Annotated in this window: 15 protein-coding genes; 6 read left to right on the top strand and 9 right to left on the bottom strand. The window is 70.4% G+C overall.

The genetic code is table 11. The features are described from left to right. Positions 1–198: 198 nt before the first annotated feature. Positions 199–591, top strand: a complete 393-nt coding sequence (locus tag ABD832_RS25570) for a cell division protein SepF (protein WP_344899740.1) — start codon at positions 199–201, stop codon at positions 589–591. Positions 592–771: 180 nt separating this feature from the next. Here the strand turns inward: ABD832_RS25570 and ABD832_RS25565 are convergent, their stop codons facing one another. The 9 genes from ABD832_RS25565 to ABD832_RS25525 all read right to left on the bottom strand — a co-directional run bounded on the left by ABD832_RS25565 (position 772) and on the right by ABD832_RS25525 (position 11,877). Continuing rightward, entirely contained in the window at positions 772–2,301 is a 1,530-nt protein-coding gene (locus ABD832_RS25565) for a hypothetical protein (protein ID WP_344899738.1), read from the bottom strand. Positions 2,302–2,444: 143 nt separating this feature from the next. After that, positions 2,445–4,199, bottom strand: a complete 1,755-nt coding sequence (gene argS / locus ABD832_RS25560; protein ID WP_344899736.1) for an arginine--tRNA ligase — start codon at positions 4,197–4,199, stop codon at positions 2,445–2,447. Between the two features lie 43 nt (positions 4,200–4,242). Next, on the bottom strand, positions 4,243–6,576 hold the full coding sequence (locus tag ABD832_RS25555) for an HAD-IC family P-type ATPase (protein WP_344899733.1): 2,334 nt from the start codon (positions 6,574–6,576) through the stop codon (positions 4,243–4,245). Between the two features lie 233 nt (positions 6,577–6,809). Beyond that, positions 6,810–7,817: a phosphate acyltransferase PlsX gene (gene plsX / locus ABD832_RS25550; RefSeq protein WP_344900080.1), complete on the bottom strand. Its 1,008-nt coding sequence runs from the start codon at positions 7,815–7,817 to the stop codon at positions 6,810–6,812. A gap of 99 nt (positions 7,818–7,916) precedes the next feature. Further along, positions 7,917–8,582 (bottom strand): DUF1707 SHOCT-like domain-containing protein, encoded by a 666-nt coding sequence (locus ABD832_RS25545; protein WP_344899731.1) that lies wholly within the window; start codon positions 8,580–8,582, stop codon positions 7,917–7,919. A gap of 268 nt (positions 8,583–8,850) precedes the next feature. Further along, positions 8,851–9,030 (bottom strand): hypothetical protein, encoded by a 180-nt coding sequence (locus tag ABD832_RS25540; protein WP_344899729.1) that lies wholly within the window; start codon positions 9,028–9,030, stop codon positions 8,851–8,853. A 365-nt stretch (positions 9,031–9,395) separates the two neighbouring features. Beyond that, positions 9,396–9,917 (bottom strand): YbhB/YbcL family Raf kinase inhibitor-like protein, encoded by a 522-nt coding sequence (locus ABD832_RS25535; protein WP_344899727.1) that lies wholly within the window; start codon positions 9,915–9,917, stop codon positions 9,396–9,398. A 162-nt stretch (positions 9,918–10,079) separates the two neighbouring features. After that, entirely contained in the window at positions 10,080–10,943 is an 864-nt protein-coding gene (locus ABD832_RS25530) for an ABC transporter ATP-binding protein (protein WP_344899725.1), read from the bottom strand. Next, positions 10,936–11,877, bottom strand: a complete 942-nt coding sequence (locus ABD832_RS25525) for an ABC transporter permease (protein WP_344899723.1) — start codon at positions 11,875–11,877, stop codon at positions 10,936–10,938. Before ABD832_RS25525 ends, ABD832_RS25530 begins: the two co-directional genes overlap by 8 nt. 502 nt (positions 11,878–12,379) lie before the next feature. Between ABD832_RS25525 and ABD832_RS25520 the strand changes: the two genes are divergently transcribed. The 5 genes from ABD832_RS25520 (at position 12,380) to ABD832_RS25500 (ending at position 18,096) form a co-directional block, all read left to right on the top strand. Then, entirely contained in the window at positions 12,380–14,014 is a 1,635-nt protein-coding gene (locus ABD832_RS25520) for a peptide ABC transporter substrate-binding protein (protein WP_344899721.1), read from the top strand. 112 nt (positions 14,015–14,126) lie between these two features. Beyond that, a complete protein-coding gene (locus tag ABD832_RS25515; RefSeq protein ID WP_344899719.1) occupies positions 14,127–15,065 on the top strand; it encodes an ABC transporter permease in 939 nt (312 codons plus the stop codon). Next, complete coding sequence (locus ABD832_RS25510; RefSeq protein ID WP_344899717.1) at positions 15,058–15,990, top strand: ABC transporter permease; 933 nt, start codon at positions 15,058–15,060, stop codon at positions 15,988–15,990. The genes ABD832_RS25515 and ABD832_RS25510 overlap by 8 nt, the downstream gene beginning before the upstream one ends. A 95-nt stretch (positions 15,991–16,085) precedes the next feature. Next, positions 16,086–17,099 (top strand): ABC transporter ATP-binding protein, encoded by a 1,014-nt coding sequence (locus ABD832_RS25505; RefSeq protein ID WP_344900078.1) that lies wholly within the window; start codon positions 16,086–16,088, stop codon positions 17,097–17,099. Further along, positions 17,083–18,096: an ABC transporter ATP-binding protein gene (locus ABD832_RS25500; protein WP_344899715.1), complete on the top strand. Its 1,014-nt coding sequence runs from the start codon at positions 17,083–17,085 to the stop codon at positions 18,094–18,096. The genes ABD832_RS25505 and ABD832_RS25500 overlap by 17 nt, the downstream gene beginning before the upstream one ends. Positions 18,097–18,106: the final 10 nt, after the last annotated feature.

Below are 18,106 nucleotides of genomic sequence, written 5' to 3'. Positions count from 1 at the left end.
TCGTAGGGGCGCCGAAGATATCGGTTGAAGACGGGGCAGGAGATCAGGCACAGTCGGGATCAGGCAAACCAGTGCGGTAGCCGTACAAAGTGGAAATAAGCGCTGGGCGTGTCGCACGGCGAACTTCTGGTCGTCGGTTACCGTCCAAGGTGTAAGGACAGGCCGGACACGGCATGGTCCTGGCGAAAGGACGAGCCGATGGGGGCAGTGCGCAAGGTGGCGACCTACCTTGGCCTGGGCGGGGCAGAGCATTACGACGAGGCCTACGACTACGAGGACGAGGTCGAGGGCGAGGAGGAGGACTGGCAGTCCGCCTCCGAGCGGGCGGCCAAGCGCTGGCACGCCATGAACGAGCCCTCGCGGATCGTGATGCTGACGCCGATGAAGTACAACGACGCACCGGTCATCGGGCAGCACTTCCGCGATGGTCAGACCGTCATCATGGACGTCAGCGGTATGAGCACCGCCGAGGCCACCCGCATGGTCGACTTCGTCGCGGGACTGGCGTACGGGTGCGAAGGCCGTATCGAGCGGATCGCGGAGAAGGTCTTCCTGCTGGCCCCCGCCGAGGTGGAGATCACCAACGGCTGATCCCCGCGACGACGCGGCCGTCCCGGAACGGTCCCAAGGACCCGGGACGACCTCGACGATCAGGATGAACCAGACGATCTAGGACGAGCCTGACGATCCAGAACGGTTCCGAGGACCCGATGCACCCCCCGAGCATCCGGCCGGTCCTCACGGACCTTCCCGGCGCGTCACTCCCGGTCGTCAACCGGCCCGGGGACCACGGCGGAGCAGGCGGGTGAGTTCGGCGAGATCGGAACCGGCCGTCGTGATGCGCTCCTCCGACTCGCGGGCGTACTCGTGCAGAGCCCATACCGCCCCCTGGGCCAGTTCCCTGAGCTCGGCGAGCCGCCTGACGACGCGTTCGGCGTTCTCCCGCTCGCGCCTGCGCCTGCGCCACAGCCGGTAGCCGCCCCCCACGGCCGGCAGCGGTGCCAGGGCCGCGAGTGGGAGGAGGGGGATCAGGAGGGCCACCACCAGGATCACCGGGGCGAGGGCAAGAAGCAGGTAGGCACCCCAGGGACGGCCGAGCGGCGGGGCTCCCTCGGTGGTGACCCGCTTCTCGGCCGCCTCCAGCGACTCGGGATCGGGTCCCTCCGGGCGTAGCGTCAGCTCGTGGCCGAGGATCGGCACGGTGACCGACTCCGGGGCCTCGGCGCGGGTGGCGTCGGCTAGGTTCCCGGCCGCCGCCCGCACGATGGGAGCGGCCACGTGCAGCGCGATGGCGGCCAGGTAGGGGTGGGAGCCGGGGCGCAGGTCGCTGAGCAGGTGGGTGGTGAGCGACCGGGCCGGACGTTCGGAGGCACCCGACCCCACCAGCCGGCGGAGCACGGTCAGCGGCTCGTCCTCGCTCCACACCACGGTCGTCTCGTCCGAGTGGTCGGTCTGCGCCGCGGTGAGGAGCGCGATGCCTCCCGGCCCGTCCGAGGTCCCGTTCTCGCGTCCGGACGCCTTCGCGGCGCCGGGCGCTTCCACGACATCGGACGGCCGGGTGCCGACGACGGCGTCCGTGCCCGTGCTCGTGCTCGTGCTCGTGGAGCCGACGGCACCCTCGCCGGTGTCCGTGGTCGCGGTGTCGCCGCCCCTGCTCTCGCGGGCCGAGGTGATCTCGGCGCAGCGGTCGCGCAGGTGGGCCAGGCGGGCCGCGGCCTGGACGGGGGCGGCCAGTTCGGGAAGCTCGGCGAGCACCGTGAACCCGGCCAGGGCCGGGGAGACCATCGTCGAGGGTTCGTCCGGGACCAGGGCGCGGAGCCAGCGGTCGGGCTCGGACGCGGGGGACGCTGCCACCGCGTCGAGCCTGCGGAGAACGAAGATCTTGCCCGCAGGCCCGTACGCCCCGCGTGCGGCGGCGAGCCAGAGCGCCCGCTGGCCGTGGGTCACCGGACGGTCCAGGGACAGCTCCCCGAAGGCGGTGCCGAGCCACGAGGCGTGGATGCGGTCGCCCTGACCGGCGACGGCCAGGGCGAGACACAGGAAGAGCGCGGTCCGCCGCTCGTCACGCTGGGCGGCGCGGGCGAGGGGCTCCAGCGAGTCCTCGCCGCGCATGATCAGCACGAGCGCCTCGACGGCCGGTGCCAGCCAGTGGCCGGACGACTCGGCGAGGTCCGCCGGCACCCCGGTGGGGACGACGCCGGCGGCCAGGTCGTCGAGAAGGGCATCGGCACGGCGGCGCAGCTCGGCCTCGGTGTGCGGATCGGCCTCGGCGTGCGGATTCGCGGTCAGGTCCGTGCTCAAGGCAGAGAACTCCCCGAAGTTGTGACCGATGACCGCGCCAGCGTATTGCGCTTCGGACATCCCCGCGGGGAGGCGCGCCGAACATGACTTTGCCAGACGATCGCCTCGATTTTCGCAATAAAGACGATCATCTGGTGGACAGGTTACATGCGCTCGGGCACCGGGACGCCGAGAAGGGTCAGGCCGGTCTCCAGGATCCTCAGGGTGAGCGCGCACAGGGCGAGCCGGGAGGCGCGTACGGCCGCGTCGACGTCGTCCCTGAGCACCGGGCAGTTCTCGAAGAACGTGGTGAAGGCGCTCGCGGTGTCGAAGAGGTACGAGGCCAGCTTGTGCGGCGCCGAGTGCTCCGCCATCTCCTCCACGACCGAGCCGAACCGCAGGAGCTGCAGGGCCAGGGCGCGTTCGGCCGGGTGGCCGAGCGCGATGGGCCCGGTCGCCTCGGCCGGGGAGACGCCGCCCCTGCGGAAGATCGAACGGATGCGGGCCTGCGCGTACTGCAGGTACGGGCCGGTGTTTCCGGTGAGGGCGAGCATGCGGTCGAAGTCGAAGACGTACTCGCTGTCGTGGCTGACCGACAGGTCGGCGTACTTGACCGCACCCATGCCGACGGCGTGCGCGATCCGGGCCCGCTCGGTGTCGTCGTAGTCCCGGTCCTTGATCACCTCTCCGGCCCTGGTCTCGGCCTCGTCGAGCAGCTCCAGGAGCTTGATCGACTTTCCGCTCCTGGTCTTGAACATCTTGCCGTCGGAGCCCAGCACGCTGCCGATCTGGACGTGCTCGGCCCTGACGTGCTCGGGCAGCCAGCCCGCGAGCCGGGCGGAGTCGAAGAGCATCGACATGTGCAGCGCCTGGGTGGCGCCGATCACGTAGAGGATCCGGTCGGCCTTGAGGTCGTCGACCCGGTAGCGGATCGTGGCCATGTCGGTGGTGGCGTAGCCGTAGGCGCCGTCACTCTTGCGGATCATGAAGGGGAGGGGCTGGTCCTCGCGGCCGGTGTAGCCGGGCGGGAAGACGCAGAGCGCGCCGTCGCTCAGCACGGCGATGCCGCGTTCCTGGAGCTCGTCGCAGACCCGGGCGAGCATTGGGTTGTACATGCTCTCGCCGGCGATGTCCTCGTCGGTCAGCGTCACCTCGAGCTGCCGGTAGACCTTGTTGAAGTAGCGCAGGGTGGCGTCCATGAAGATGTGCCAGAGGCGCATCGTCTCGGGTTCCTCGGCCTGCAGGGTGACGACCCGGGCACGGGCACGGGCGTTGAACGCGGGGTCGGCGTCGAACTTCGCGCGGGCCGTCTGGTAGTAGGCGTTGCCCTCACCGGCCTCCAGCTGGGCGACGGCGGCCTCCTCGCCGATGTCGAGCAGGTGCTCGATGAGCATGCCGAACGGCGTGCCCCAGTCGCCGAGGTGGTTCTGCCGGACGACCTTGTTCCCCAGGTGTTCGTGGACCCGGGCCAGGGCGTCACCGACGATCGTGGTCCGCAGGTGCCCGACGTGCATCTCCTTGGCCGCGTTGGGCGCGGAGTAGTCGACCACGACGGTCTGCGGCGGGGTGATCAGGCCCACGCCGGCGCGCGGGTCGGCCAGCACCTCCGAGGCCTGTTCGGCGATCCAGGTGTCGGAGAGGGTCAGGTTGAGGAAACCGGGGCCGCTGACCTCGACGGTGCCGGGGAACGGGTCGTCCGTGGCCTGCGCGGCCGGGCCGGTGAGCCGGTCGGCGATCTCCTGGGCGACCTCCCGCGGGGCGCGTCGCAGTCGCTTGCTCAGGCTCATCGCCACGTTCGCCTGGTAGTCGGCGAACTGCGAGGGACGGATCAGCGGGTCTGCGTCGGCGTACTCCGTGCCGAAGGCGTCGGCCAGCGCCTGCTGGACGCGCCCGGTGAGTTCGAGTTGCGGGTCGGTCATGCCCCCAAGGGTATCGGCTGGCCGATCCTGCTCCGAGGGGATATCACCCCGCGGACGGCCTGCCCCCGCGGGCCCGTACGACCGCGAAGACGCCCGTCAGCACGACCCCCGCAGCGGCGCCGAGACCGGCGGCGGTGAGCCCCGCGGCCGGATCGGCGAGGGTGAGTGCGAAGAACTCCCGGGCGAACGGGACGGCGAGGGCGAGGGCGAACAGCCCGGCCATGGAGGCCACCAGCGCCACCCGCCACCAGACGTACGGTCGGGCGACCAGGGCCAGCACCCACCAGGCGGCGACGAAGAGCGTGACGACCGCCGAGGTGCGGCTCTCGGCGAGGGACAGGCCCCCGCTCTGGGCGATCCAGTACGACAGGTAGACGGCGGCGGCGCAGACGATCCCGGAGGGGACCGCCAGGCGGAGCACGCGGGGCACGAAGCCGCCCCGGGCGCGCTCGTTGCTGGGCGCCAGTGCCAGGAAGAACGCGGGGATCCCGATGGTCAGCGCGTTGATCAGCGTGGAGTGCCGGGGGGCGAACGGGAAGGCGAGCCCGATCACCCCGGTCAGCAGGGAGAGCACGATCGCGTAGAAGGTCTTGGTGAGGAAGAGGCCGGCGACCCGTTCGATGTTGGCCAGCACCCGTCTGCCCTCGCCGACCACCGACGGCAGGCCGGCGAAGCTGTCGTCCATCAGCACGATCTGGGCGACCGCCCGGGTGGCGCCGCTGCCGGAGCCCATCGCCACGCCCAGGTCGGCGTCCTTGAGGGCGAGCACGTCGTTGACGCCGTCGCCGGTCATCGCGACGGTGTGGCCGCGTGACTGGAGCGCGCCGACGAAGAGCCGTTTCTGGTGCGGGCTGACCCGGCCGAAGACGGTGTTGGCGTCCATGATCTCGGCGAGCTTCTCGGGGTCGTCCTCGGGCAGGGTACGGGCGTCGACCGCGCGGTCCCCGCCGGGGATGCCGAGCGTGGTGGCGATGGCCGACACCGACTCGGGGTTGTCGCCCGAGATGACCTTGACGGCGACGTGCTGCCCGGCGAAGTAGGCGAGGGTGTCGGCCGCCTCGGGGCGGAGCCGCTGCTTGAGCACGACGATGGCCGCGGCCTCGATGTCGCCGAGGTCGTCGGGGTCGCGCAGCGAGGCGACCCGGCCCAGGACGAGCACCCGCAGACCGGTGGCGGCCAGGGCCCCGGCCTCGGTGTACGCGGGGGTGCCGGGCGGCAGCAGGACGTCGGGGGCGCCCAGGACCCAGCCGCCGTGGCCGTCGAACTCGGCGCCGCTCCACTTCCTGGCCGAGGAGAAGGCGACCTTGGCGGTGGCCGTCCAGCCGGGCGAGTCGGGGTAACGGACCTGGACGGCGCGGGCGGTGGGGTTGGGGTCGGGGTCGAGGTTGGCGAGCGCGCCCAGGGCCTCGTCCACGGGCAGGTCCCCGCCGAGTGGGCGGACCTCGCCGAGCTCCATGCCGCCGGAGGTGAGGGTGCCGGTCTTGTCGAGGCAGAGCACGTCGACCCGGGCCAGGATCTCGATCGCGGGAAGCTCCTGCACCAGGCAGCGCCGCCTGCCCAGCCGGATCACCCCGACGGCGAAGGCGATGCTGGTCATCAGGACCAGGCCCTCGGGGATCATGGTGACGATGCCCGCGACCGTGCCGGTGACGGCCTCGCCGATCTCGGTCTGCCTGCTGACCTGGCTCCAGGTGAGCAGGGCGCCGATCGGGACGACCAGCCAGGTGACGTACTTGATGAACCGGGTGACGCCCTCGCGCAGCTCGGAGTGGGCCAGGCTGAACGCGCTGGCCTCCTCGGCGAGCCTGGCCGCGTAGGCGTCGCCGCCCACCCGGGTCGCGACGTAGCGGCCCCGGCCGGCGACCACGAAGCTGCCCGACAGGACCTCGTCGCCCGGGAGCTTGTGCACCGGGTCGGCCTCGCCGGTGAGCAGTGACTCGTCGATCTCCAGGCCGTCGGCGTCCAGCACCTCGCCGTCGACCAGCAGCTGGTCGCCCGAGGCGAGGAGGACCAGGTCGCCGAGGACGACCTGCCGGGGCGCGACCTCGGTGTCGGTCCCGTCTCTGCGGACCCTGACGGGGGCCTCGTTGACGATGGCGAGCCGGTCGAGGGTGCGCTTGGCGCGGAGCTCCTGGACGATGCCGATGGCCGCGTTCGCCACGATCACCAGGCCGAAGAGCCCGTCCTGCCACTCGCCGAAGATCATGATCAGCACCCAGAGCACGGCGATCACCCCGTTGAACAGGGTGAGGACGTTGGCCCTGACGATCGCGGCGACCGTTCTGCTGGACCGGCGCCGGACGGCGTTGACCTGTCCCGCGGCCACCCGTTCGGCCACCTGCGCCGAGGTCAGCCCCGGTTCCGTCACCTGCTGCACACGCTCCCCCGTTGATCGACTGGGACTCAGGGTACGCGGGGCCGGTGAACGCGGTAGGGGATGTGACCCGATGTGCCGTGAGTATCACGTTAGTCGGATGCGGGCGGTCGGTGCCCGGCAGGGGGCCGGTACGGGCTCCGGTGCGCGCGGGACGGGGAGCCGGGCTCTGGTGCACCCGGGACGGGCGCCGGGGCGGGGGGCCGGTCACCAGAGGCGGTAGAGGCGGTGCGGGGTCACCAGAGGCGGTGGGGGCGGTGCGTCGAGGAGAGACGCTCGCCGACGCGGTTCACCACGCCCTCGTGGGCGAGCGTGGCGGCGAGCACGCAGGCGGCGCTGATCCCCCTGGCGCGCGAGGAGCCGTGGGCGATGACCACGGTGCCGTTGAGGCCCAGCAGCACGGCGCCGCCGTGGACCTCGGGGTCGAGCCGGCGGTGGAGCTCCCTGATGCGCCTCTTCTGGAGCAGGCCGCCCATCCGGGCCGTCCGGCTCTCCTTGATCGTCTCGCGGAGCTCGGAGAAGGCGTAGCGGACGCTGCCCTCCATGGTCTTGAGCGCCACGTTGCCGGTGAAGCCGTCGGTGACGATGACGTCGACGGTCTGGGTGAGCAGGTCGTGCCCCTCGACGTTGCCGGCGAAGTCGAGGCCCGGTGCGGCCGACAGCAGCTCGTGGGCCCGTTTGACGAGCCTGTTGCCCTTCTCCGGCTCGCTGCCGATGGTCAGCAGGCCGATCCTGGGGGTCTCCACGCCCAGCGCGGTCTCCGCGTAGGCGGCGCCGAGGTGGGCGAACTGGACCAGCATCTCCGGTTTGACCTCGGCGTTCGCCCCGGCGTCCAGCAGCACGGTCGGGCGGGGCCGGGTCGGCAGGGCCACCGCGATGGCGGGCCTGAGCACTCCGGGCCGACTGCGGAGCCTGAGCTTGCCGGTGGCCACGATCCCGGCGGTGGATCCGGCCGAGACCACCGCGCAGGCGTCGCCGCGCCGTACCAGGTGACAGGCGACGGCGATGCTGGAGCGGGGACGGCGCAGGCTGGCGAGGGCCCCCTCGTCCATGGCCAGGGCCTCCTCGGCCCGGACGATGGGGATCTCGGTGGTGGCGTCGTGCCGGGAGAGGGCCTCGGCCAGGGGACCGGGGGCGCCGACGAGCACGATGGAGATCCCGTGCTCGCGCGACGCCTGCACGGCACCCGCCACGATCTCATCGGGGGCGTGGTCGCCGCCCATCGCGTCCAGGGCGATCGGCATGGTGCCGGGAGCGTCGATCTCAGGCAAGCGGTCACCTCGTGCGCGATGGTCTGTCCGCATCGTAGGCGGGTGCCGGGGCCGGTCGCGCCGCGGGGGTGATCAGAAGGTGACGGGGAGGTTCGCGTCGGTCCTCTCCCGGGAGACGACGACCTTCCCGAACGCGACCCGGCCGACGACCCTGATGACCGGGCCGCCCTCGCCCGCCGGGCCGTCCGTGCCGCCGGAGACGGAGCGCTTGGCGAACAGCGCGCCGACCTCGTCGATGACGTGGGCGTTCTCGGGCACCCTGACGATCAGCTTGCCGAAGTGGCAGTCGACCTCCAGGGTGATCTCCCGGCCGGGGAGCACCGCGTCGGACAGGTCGGCGATCAGGGCGCCGAAGGAGACGCTCAGCGCGGTGTGCCGCCCGGCGACCCAGCGCCCGCTCCGGACGACCTTGCTGAAGACGGCGGCGACGCGCTGCCGCTCGGTGGCGGGGCTCTGGCCGTGGGCGGTGAGGCCGGGCAGGTCCCGGGTGAGGGGGACGAGGTCGCCGGTGGTGACGGCGGAGTAGGCCGCGTCCAGGCGGTCGGCGTGCTCGACGCTGGTCAGGCGGCCGGTGGCGAGCCCCTCCGCCAGCACCGAGGCCACCCGGTCACGGTCGGCGTCGGAGGCGCGCAGGGCGGTCTCGGACCCCCGCGGAGCGGCAGCGAGGGCGTGCGGGACGGCCTCGGGGGTGTGCGGGGCGGTGCCGGAGGCGTGCGGGACGGGGACGGGGGACGTCATACCCGCGATTCTACGGCGATTCGCGATATATCGCGAGGCTTCCCGGCCGGGAATCACGTGCTGAACATCGTCGTCGACGGGGGGAGCGGGCGTCCGGCGTGGGACGCGGGCCGTGCCGCGTCGCTCTTCGTGCCCGCCCGGTGCCGTCCCCGGTGGTGACGGCGCGGACGCGGACACGGCGCGGACGCGGAACGCTCCGCCGTGACGAGGGGGTGGAGCGGTGGGGCGGGGACGGTGCGCACCGTCCCCGCCCCACCGCTCCACCGCCTCAGCGCCCCGGGCGCCGCACGGAGGTGCGGCGGGCGATCTCGGCCTGGAGCCTGGCCATCTGCCAGTGCAGCTCGATGAGCTGCTCGGTGAGCTGGAGACGCGGAATCTCGGACGGGTCCTCGACGGACAGGTGGTCGATCGCGGTGGACAGGTCTCGCATCGCGCGCCCCCACTCCATGACGGCTTCCTCGGATCGAAACAACGTTCGAATCATACCGGAACACCGAACACGCTGTCAGTTCATTGCCTCCCGTGTCACATCCCCGCCCCCGCTTGATGTTCCGACTCGATGTCCCGCCCTGATGTTCGTCCGGGAACGTCCCCGGGTGCCCGTACCCGTCCACCGGTCTCCGTTCGCGGAGAGGGGCTTGGTGCGTCTATTCACCGGTCCGGGGACGGGCCCGCGAGGGAGTCGGGTGAGGGGCGGAGCCGTGGAGCATCGTGGGTCCGTGGCGACGTCTGCGGTGCCCCGCGGACTGTGCAGGGCCGTTCGGGGCCGCGCGCCGGGTCCGGACGGCCGGACCGCGACGCGTCGGCGCCGTGTCAGTTCTGGTACTCGGGAACGATGTAGCCGCGGGCCAGGGTGTGGGCGGTGATGTTGAAGCCCACCACGGCGGGGGAGGCGTCGGCGTCGACGCCGAGCTTCTCCACGTCGAGGGCGTGCACCGCGAAGATGTAGCGGTGCGGGGGGCCGGGCGGCGGGGCGGCGCCGCCGTAGGCGAGCGTGCCGTAGTCGTTGCGGCCGTGCACGCCCACGCTCGTGTCGGCGGTGCCCGCGCCCGAGGGCAGCTCGGTCGTGCCGGCGGGGATGTCGAACAGCAGCCAGTGCCAGAACCCGCTGCCGGTGGGCGCGTCGGGGTCGAAGCACGTCACGGCGTAGCTGAGGGTGCCCTCGGGGCCGCCGGACCAGCGCAGGTGCGGGGAGACGTTCTGGCCGGTGGCCCCCCAGTCGTCGAACACGTGGGTATCGGCCAGGCGCTCGCCGTCGCGAACGTCGTCGCTCTCGACGGTCAGGGCCGGGACCGGGGGAAGCAGGTCATATGGAATCGGTGGCCGCGTGGACACGATTCACCTCCGATGGGAGCGTCTTGTCGGTCGCCCCTCATCCTGCCCGCGATCGGATCCCGTGGCGACCGGAGGCCACGACGATCGGATCCCGTGACCGCGGGGGCCGGCCCTGTCGGAGCGATCGCCACGGCCGGACCCGTGGCGATCGCCTCCGTGCGGTCAGCCCTTGTTGTAGGCGGCCAGGACCGTCTGCGGGTCGCCGTCCATCTTGATCTTGCCCTTGTGCAGCCAGATGACCCGGTTGCAGGTCTCCTCGATGACGTCCAGGTTGTGCGCGACCAGGAAGACGGTGCCGGCCTGGTCGCGCATCTTCTTGATGCGGTCCTGGCTCTTGCGCCGGAACTCACGGTCGCCGGTGGCCAGGGCCTCGTCGATGAGCAGCACGTCGTGGGACTTGGCCGAGGCGATGGCGAAGCGGAGCCTGGCGCCCATGCCGGAGGAGTAGGTCGACATGGGGAACTGCACGAACTCCCCGATGCCGGAGAAGTCGACGATGTCGTCGTAGGTCTCCTTGACCTGGGCGGGGTTCATGCCCATCGCGTAGCAGCCGAGGACGATGTTGCGCTCACCGGTGAGCTCGCGCATCAGCGCGGCGTTGACGCCGAGCAGGGAGGGCTGGCCGTCGGTGTAGACCGCGCCGGAGTGCGGGGGCAGCAGGCCGGCGATGGCGCGCAGCAGCGTGGACTTGCCGGAGCCGTTGCGGCCCACGATGCCGATGGCGTCACCGTGGCGGGCCACGAAGGACACGCCGCGGACGGCGTGCACCTCCTTCATCTGCGGTCGTCCCTGGCGCTTGACGAGGCGCATGAGGGCGTTGACCGCGTTGCCCTTCTCGGTGTCGCTGGCCGCCCCGTACACGCGGTAGATGATGTGCAGGTCGTCGACGATGACCGTCGGGTCGCCCTCGGGGGTGGTGGTGCCGCCTGCGGCGGGTTCCGGGGCGGGGTGCACCCTGACGTCCGTGCTGGGCACGGCCGGCTCCTCGGCCTTCACTCCGGACAGCTCCTCGGTCAACTCAGCCACGGCCGTACTTCTCCTCGGCTCGCCAGAAGTACCAGAAGCCGCCGAGCAGAGCGAACACCGCCCAGAATACGCAGACGCCCCAGATGTAGGGGCGGGGCTCGTGCGTCTGCATCAGCAGGTCCCGCATGAGCTCGATGTACGCGGCCGCCGGGTTGAAGTACATGACGTCGGCGACCCACTGGGGCAGGCCGGCGCCGTCGGGCCCCACGACCTTGTCCTCGATGGAGAAGAACACGCCGGAGGCGTACAGCCAGGTGCGCATGATGAAGGGCAGGAGCTGGTTCAGGTCGCGGGCGGTGGCGCCGACGCGGGCCAGGACCAGGCTGGCGCCGATGTTGAACATCGTCTGCAGCGCCAGGGCGACCGGGATGAGCAGCCAGTACAGGGTGAGCGGCTCCTTGGTGAGCAGCACCAGGCCGAACAGCACGCCCATGGAGATCAGCAGCTGCTGGAACTCCTGGATCGTGTAGGCCAGCGGGAGCGCGGCCCGGGGGAAGTGCAGGGCGCGGATCAGCGACAGGTTGCCGGAGATCGCCCTGGCGCCACCGCTCACCGAGCGCTGGGTGTAGGTGAAGACGAACATCCCGGTGATGAGGAAGGCCGGGTAGTTCTCGATGTCCTTGTTCGCGCCGAGGATCAGGCCGAACATCAGGAAGTAGATCGCGGCGTTCAGCAGCGGTGTGACGACCTGCCACAGCTGACCCAGGGCGGAGTTGCTGTACTTCGAGACGTTGCGGGAGGTGGCGTACGTCGTGATGAAGTGACGTCGTTCCCACAGCTGACGCAGGTAGACGGGCAGACTGGGGCGTGCGATGGCACGCCGAAGTCCGTAACGCGCGGCGAGCTTGGCCAGCGGCTCTTGCCCCTCTGGGGGGTTGCCGTTCTTCGGGCCACCCGCCTGGGCGTCCGCGATCGCGGATTCCGGCTGGCTCATGGCAAGGACTCTATTGGATGCGAGTGGATGAAGTGCCTGCGGCGGTCTGCCGCCGCACACATTGGACGGGTTGCCCGGGCCGGAGGTTCCACGGCAATTGTGAAGTTCGTCGGTGGCCGCCCCTCGGGACCGGGGAAGGGTCGGCGCGGTCCCCGCCGGGGGTCATGACCGAGTAACGGACATGGGGATCCCGGCCACAGGGGATTTTGACATGACCGTTGACGTCTGATGTAGGGGCTGATGTCGGATTTGTAGAAACCTGCCAAGAGGGATTCGCCGAGGTAGCGGGCTTATGACGCGGAATCGGCATATGCGTGACCTAACTGCAACATCGCAGATACAAGCCGATGCGGACCGGTGAGGAATAGTCGCGACCGATCGGTGTGGCGTCAGCACCCGAACCGGAACCAGCGGGAAGCAGGAACCACAAGATCCTCCTTCGCGGTGCCCGGTTAACGGATCTCAGTGCCGGCGCAAGCCTGCAAAGGGAGGATTTACCGCAATGCTGCGTGTTACCAAGGGTGCGCGGGCTGCCGCCGGCACCGCGCTACTCGCCCTCGCGCTGGCCGCCTGCGGCAGCACGGAAACCCCGGGCGGAGGGTCGGCCGCCGCCGACCTGCCGGTGCGGATGGAGCTGGGTGAGCCGCAGAAGCTCTTCTACCCCGGCGACACCACCGAGTCCGAGGGTGCCGAGGCGATGGCGGCCATGTTCTCGGGGCTGGTCAGCTACGACGAGCAGAAGCAGGTCGTCAACGAGGCCGCCGAGTCGATCGAGACGACCGACAACAAGGTGTGGACGATCAAGCTCAAGCCCGGCTACACCTGGCACAACGGCGAGAAGGTGATCGCGCAGAACTACGTCGACGCCTGGAACTACGCGGCAAACCAGGACAACGCTCAGGGCGCCAACGGCTTCTTCAGCCGTATCGACGGCTGGGCCGACCTGAACCCCGGCGAGGGCAAGACCGTCTCCGTCAAGGAGATGAAGGGCCTGAAGGTCGTCGACGAGTCGACCTTCACCGTCACGCTGAGCCAGCCGTTCTCCCAGTTCAAGACGATGCTCGGGTACACCTCGTTCTATCCGCTGCCCAAGGCCGCCTTCGGCCCCGACGGCAAGATCACCGAGGAGTACGCCAAGAAGCCGATCGGCCAGGGCTACTTCCAGATCGACAAGCCCTACAACAAGGGCACCGACCAGACGATCGACCTCACCCGGTACGACAAGTTCCCCGGGGAGAAGCCGAAGTTCGCCAAGCTCCAGTTCAAGCTCTACACGAGCCAGGAGACGGCGTTCAACGACCTGGCCGCCGAGAACCTCGACCTGCACGACTCGCTGCCCCCCTCGGCGATCTCCCGCGCCAAGTCGGAGTTCGGCGAGCGCTACATCGACGAGCCGGACGCGGGCATCGGCTACATCGGCTTCCCGCTGCAGTACAACAAGACGTACGCGGACGTGAGGGTCCGCGAGGCCGTCTCCATGGCGATCGACCGCAAGACCATCTCCGAGACGGTCTTCTCCGGCACCCGCGCGCCCGCGGACGACTTCATCAACCCGCTGCTGCAGGGCCACCGCCCCGGCGCCTGCGCGGTCTGCGCCTACGACCCGGCCAAGGCCAAGGCGCAGTACGCCGAGGCGGGCGGCCCCAAGACGCTGGAGCTGGGCTACAACTCCGACGGCCCGCACAAGGAGTGGATCGAGGCCGTCGCCAACAACCTCCGCGCCAACCTGGGCATCGAGGTCACGGTCAAGCCCTTCGAGAAGTTCGCCTCGATCCTCGACGAGCTCGACAAGAAGACCTACGGCGGGCTGTTCCGGATGGGCTGGGCGATCGACTACCCGTCGGCGGAGAACTACCTCACCCCGATCTTCTCCACCGTCGCGATCAAGACCGGTTCCAACTACGCCGGCTGGTCGAACAAGGAGTTCGACGAGCTCCTCGCCAAGGGCGACACCGCGGCGACGATGGAGGAGAGCCTGAAGTTCTACCAGCAGGCCGACGACGTGCTGATCAAGGAACTGCCGTACATCCCGGTCTACTTCTACCGGATGAACGCGGCCCACTCCCAGAAGGTCAAGAACGTCAGGGTCAACCTTCTCAACCAGATCGAGTGGTCCGAGTTGGAGAAGACCGGCTGACGAAGGGCCGAGCGCCGGGCGAGGGCCCGGCCTCACTGGCCGCCCGGGCCGGTCCCGCGCACCGCGATCCGCCGGTGCGCGGGACCGTCCCGGGCACGTACGGGAGACTTGAATGGGCCGCTACATCCTCCGACGCCTGATCCAGGCGATACCTGTCCTGGTGGGCGCGACCCTGCTCATCTACGCCATCGTCTTCGCGCTGCCCGGTGACCCCATCGCGGCGCTGGCGGGCGAGAAGCGCATCGACCCCAACATCGTCAACATCCTGCGCGAGCAGTACCACCTGAACGATCCGTTCCTGGTGCAGTACTGGTACTACGTCACCGGCCTGTTCACCGGTGACCTGGGCACCACCTTCAGCGGGGTGCGGGTGAGCGACATCCTGGCGGGCAAGTTCCAGGTGACGATCAACCTGGCGATGACCGCCCTGGTGCTGGAGGCGGTCATCGGCATCGGCCTGGGCACGTACGCGGCCCTGCGCCGCGGCCGTCCCCTGGACTCGATGATCCTGGCCTCCACCCTGGTGCTCATCTCGGTCCCCACCCTGGTGACCGGGTTCGTGCTGCAGCTGCTGCTGGGCGTGAAGCTCAAGCAGGCCGGGATCGACCTGTTCCCGGTCGCGGGCGTGTCGGAGGGCTGGCGCAGCTACCTGCTGCCCGGGTTCGTGCTCGCGGGGACGTCGATCGCCTACCTCACCCGGCTCACCCGGGGCAGCCTGGTGGAGATCCTGCGCGCCGACTACATCCGCACCGCGGTGGCCAAGGGCCTGCCGCGCCGGCGGGTCGTCGGGCGGCACGCGCTGCGCAACGCGCTGATCCCGCTGGTCACCTACCTGGGCGCGGACCTGGGCCAGCTGATGGGCGGCGCGGTGATCACCGAGACGATCTTCAACCTGCCGGGCATCGGACAGCAGCTGTTCAGCTCCGTCTACCTGCGGGAACAACCCGTCGTCGTGGGCATCGTGACCATGCTGGTGCTGATCTACATCCTGGCCAACCTGATCGTCGACCTGCTGTACGCCGTGCTCGACCCGAGGATCCGCTATGAGTGACACCCTCATCCCGGCCGGTGGGGAGACCGGGTCCCCCAGGCGCTTCCGCCGGGGAAGGGGCTCCGGTCCCAAGGCCGCGAGCCTGTGGAACGACGCCTGGTACGACCTGCGCCGCCGGCCGCTGTTCATCGGGGCGTCCTTCCTGATCGGCATCCTGGTCACGATGGCGATCGTCCCCTCGCTCTTCACCTCGGTGAACCCGTTCGACGCCACGACCTGCCAGCTGTCCGACGCCCGCAAGGGCATGAGCGAGCTCCACTGGTTCGGCACCGACAACCTCGGCTGCGACGTCTACGCCCGCACCGTCCACGGAGCCCGCAACTCGATCGTGGTCGGGCTGTCCACCACGATCGTCACCGCGCTGGCGGGCGGCCTGCTCGGCCTGCTCGGCGGGTACGCAGGAGGCTGGGTGGACTCCGGGTTCTCCCGGGTGGCGGAGATCTTCTTCGCGATCCCGTCGATCCTGGGCGCCCTGCTCATCCTGGCGGTCTTCCGGACCGGCAACGTGTGGACGGTCATGCTCGCGCTGGCGGTGCTGACCTGGCCGATGACGTACCGGATCATGCGGGCCGCGGTGATCACGGCCAAGAGCCAGGACTACGTGCTCGCGGCGCGGGCGCTCGGCGCCTCCACACCGAGGATCATGTTCCGGCACATCCTGCCGAACGCGGTCGCCTCGGTGATCGTGGTCGCCACCATCAACCTGGGGTACTTCATCGCCGCCGAGGCCGGGCTCTCCTTCCTCGGCGTGGGCCTGCGCTCGCCCGACATCTCCTGGGGACTCATGATCTCCGATGCCCGGGAACGCTTCCTGGAGGCTCCGTGGGCGCTGCTGTTCCCGGCGCTCTTCCTGAGCCTGACGGTGCTGGCCTTCATCATGCTGGGTGACGCCGTCCGCGACGCCCTCGACCCGAAGCTGCGGTAGGGGGACCTGTGAAGAGAACTGTGACCCCGGCGACCCCGGCGACCCCGGCGACCCCGGCGACCCCGGTGAGCCCGGCGGCCCGGGCGACCTCGCCGGTGCCGGACGGGAACGTGGTGGGCGGCGAGCCGCTGCTCGTCGTCGACGACCTGCACGTGGAGTTCGTGACCAGGCAGGGCGTGCTGAGAGCCGTCAACGGGGTCAGCTACTCACTGAGCCCGGGGGAGACGCTCGCCGTGCTGGGCGAGTCCGGTTCGGGCAAGTCGGTGACCGCGCAGGCGATCATGGGCCTGCTCGACATGCCGCCGGCCCGCATCCCCCGGGGCGAGGTGCGCTTCCGCGGCACCGACCTGCTCAGCCTGTCGGAGGAGGCCCGTTCCCAGATCCGCGGCCGGAGGATCGCGATGATCTTCCAGGACGCGCTCTCCGCGCTGAACCCGGTGTTCACCGTCGGCGCCCAGATCGGGGAGATGTTCCGGGTGCACCGCGGCATGTCCCGGCGCGACGCCCACAAGAAGGCGATCGAGCTGATGGACCGGGTCCGCATCCCGGCGGCGGCGCAGCGGGTGAACGACTACCCGCACCAGTTCTCCGGGGGGATGCGCCAGCGCATCATGATCGCGATGTCGATCGCGCTCGACCCGGAGGTGCTGATCGCCGACGAGCCGACCACCGCGCTCGACGTGACCGTGCAGGCCCAGATCATGGAGCTGCTGGCCGAGCTGCGCCGGGAGAGCGACATGGGCCTGATCCTGATCACCCACGACCTCGGGGTGGTGGCCGACGTCGCCGACCGGATCGCGGTGATGTACGCCGGGCGGATCGTGGAGCACGCTCCGGTGCACGACATCTACCGGGCCCCCGCGCACCCGTACGCCAAGGGGCTGCTCGACTCGATCCCCCGGGTCGACCAGAAGGGGCAGGAGCTGTACGCCATCAAGGGCATGCCGCCGAACCTGCTCGACATGCCCTCGGGCTGTTCCTTCCATCCCCGGTGCCCGTACCGTCAGGACGACTGCGTCACCGACCCGCCACCGCTGTACGAGATCGACCCGGCGCGGAGCAGCGCGTGCCACTACTGGAGGGAGGTCCTCGATGGCAGCCACGGGTGATCCGATCCTTGAGGTGCGCGACCTGGTCAAGCACTTCCCGCTGACCCAGGGCGTCATCCTGCGCAAGCAGGTCGGCGCGATCAAGGCCGTCGACGGGGTCTCGTTCGACCTGCGCCGGGGCGAGACGCTGGGCATCGTCGGCGAGTCCGGCTGCGGCAAGTCCACGCTGGCCAGGCTCCTGATGGCGCTGGAGCGGCCGACCTCGGGCTCGGTACGGATCAACGGCCAGGAGATCGCCCGCGCCAGGGGCGGCGCCCTGAAGCGGGTCCGCCGCAACATCCAGATGGTGATGCAGGACCCCTACACCTCGCTGAACCCCCGGATGACCGTGGGCGACATCATCGGGGAGCCGTTCGAGATCCACGGCGAGGTCGCCCCCAAGGGGGACCGGCGCCGCAGGGTGCAGGAACTGCTGGAGGTGGTGGGCCTGGACCCCCAGCACATCCACCGCTACCCGCACCAGTTCTCCGGCGGCCAGCGCCAGCGCATCGGCATCGCCCGCGGGCTGGCGCTCCAGCCGGAGATCATCGTCTGCGACGAGCCGGTCTCCGCGCTGGACGTATCGATCCAGGCGCAGGTCGTCAACCTGCTGGAACGGCTGCAGGACGAGTTCGGGCTGGCGTACGTCTTCATCGCCCACGACCTGTCGGTGGTCCGGCACATCTCCGACCGGGTCGGGGTGATGTACCTGGGCAAGATCGTCGAGCTGGGCAAGGACACCGAGATCTACGACCGGCCCGCCCACCCCTACACCCAGGCGCTGCTGTCGGCCGTGCCGGTGCCCGACCCCGAGGGACGCGAGCGGCGCGAGCGGATCATCCTTCACGGGGACCCGCCCTCCCCGGCCGATCCGCCGTCGGGCTGCCGGTTCCGCACCCGGTGCTGGAAGGCCGAGGAGATCTGCGCCACCGAGGAGCCCGCGCTGGTGGTCAGGCCCGGCACCGCGCACGCGAGCGCATGTCACTTCGCCGAGACGCACGACGTCGTGCACATCTGACGTCGTGCGC

Origin of the sequence: Streptosporangium longisporum (assembly GCF_039534895.1) — a bacterium.
GTDB classification, from domain to species: Bacteria; Actinomycetota; Actinomycetes; order Streptosporangiales; family Streptosporangiaceae; genus Streptosporangium; species Streptosporangium longisporum.
The sequence above is the reverse complement of the archived record's forward strand: the minus strand, read 5'-3'. Positions and strand labels throughout refer to the sequence as shown.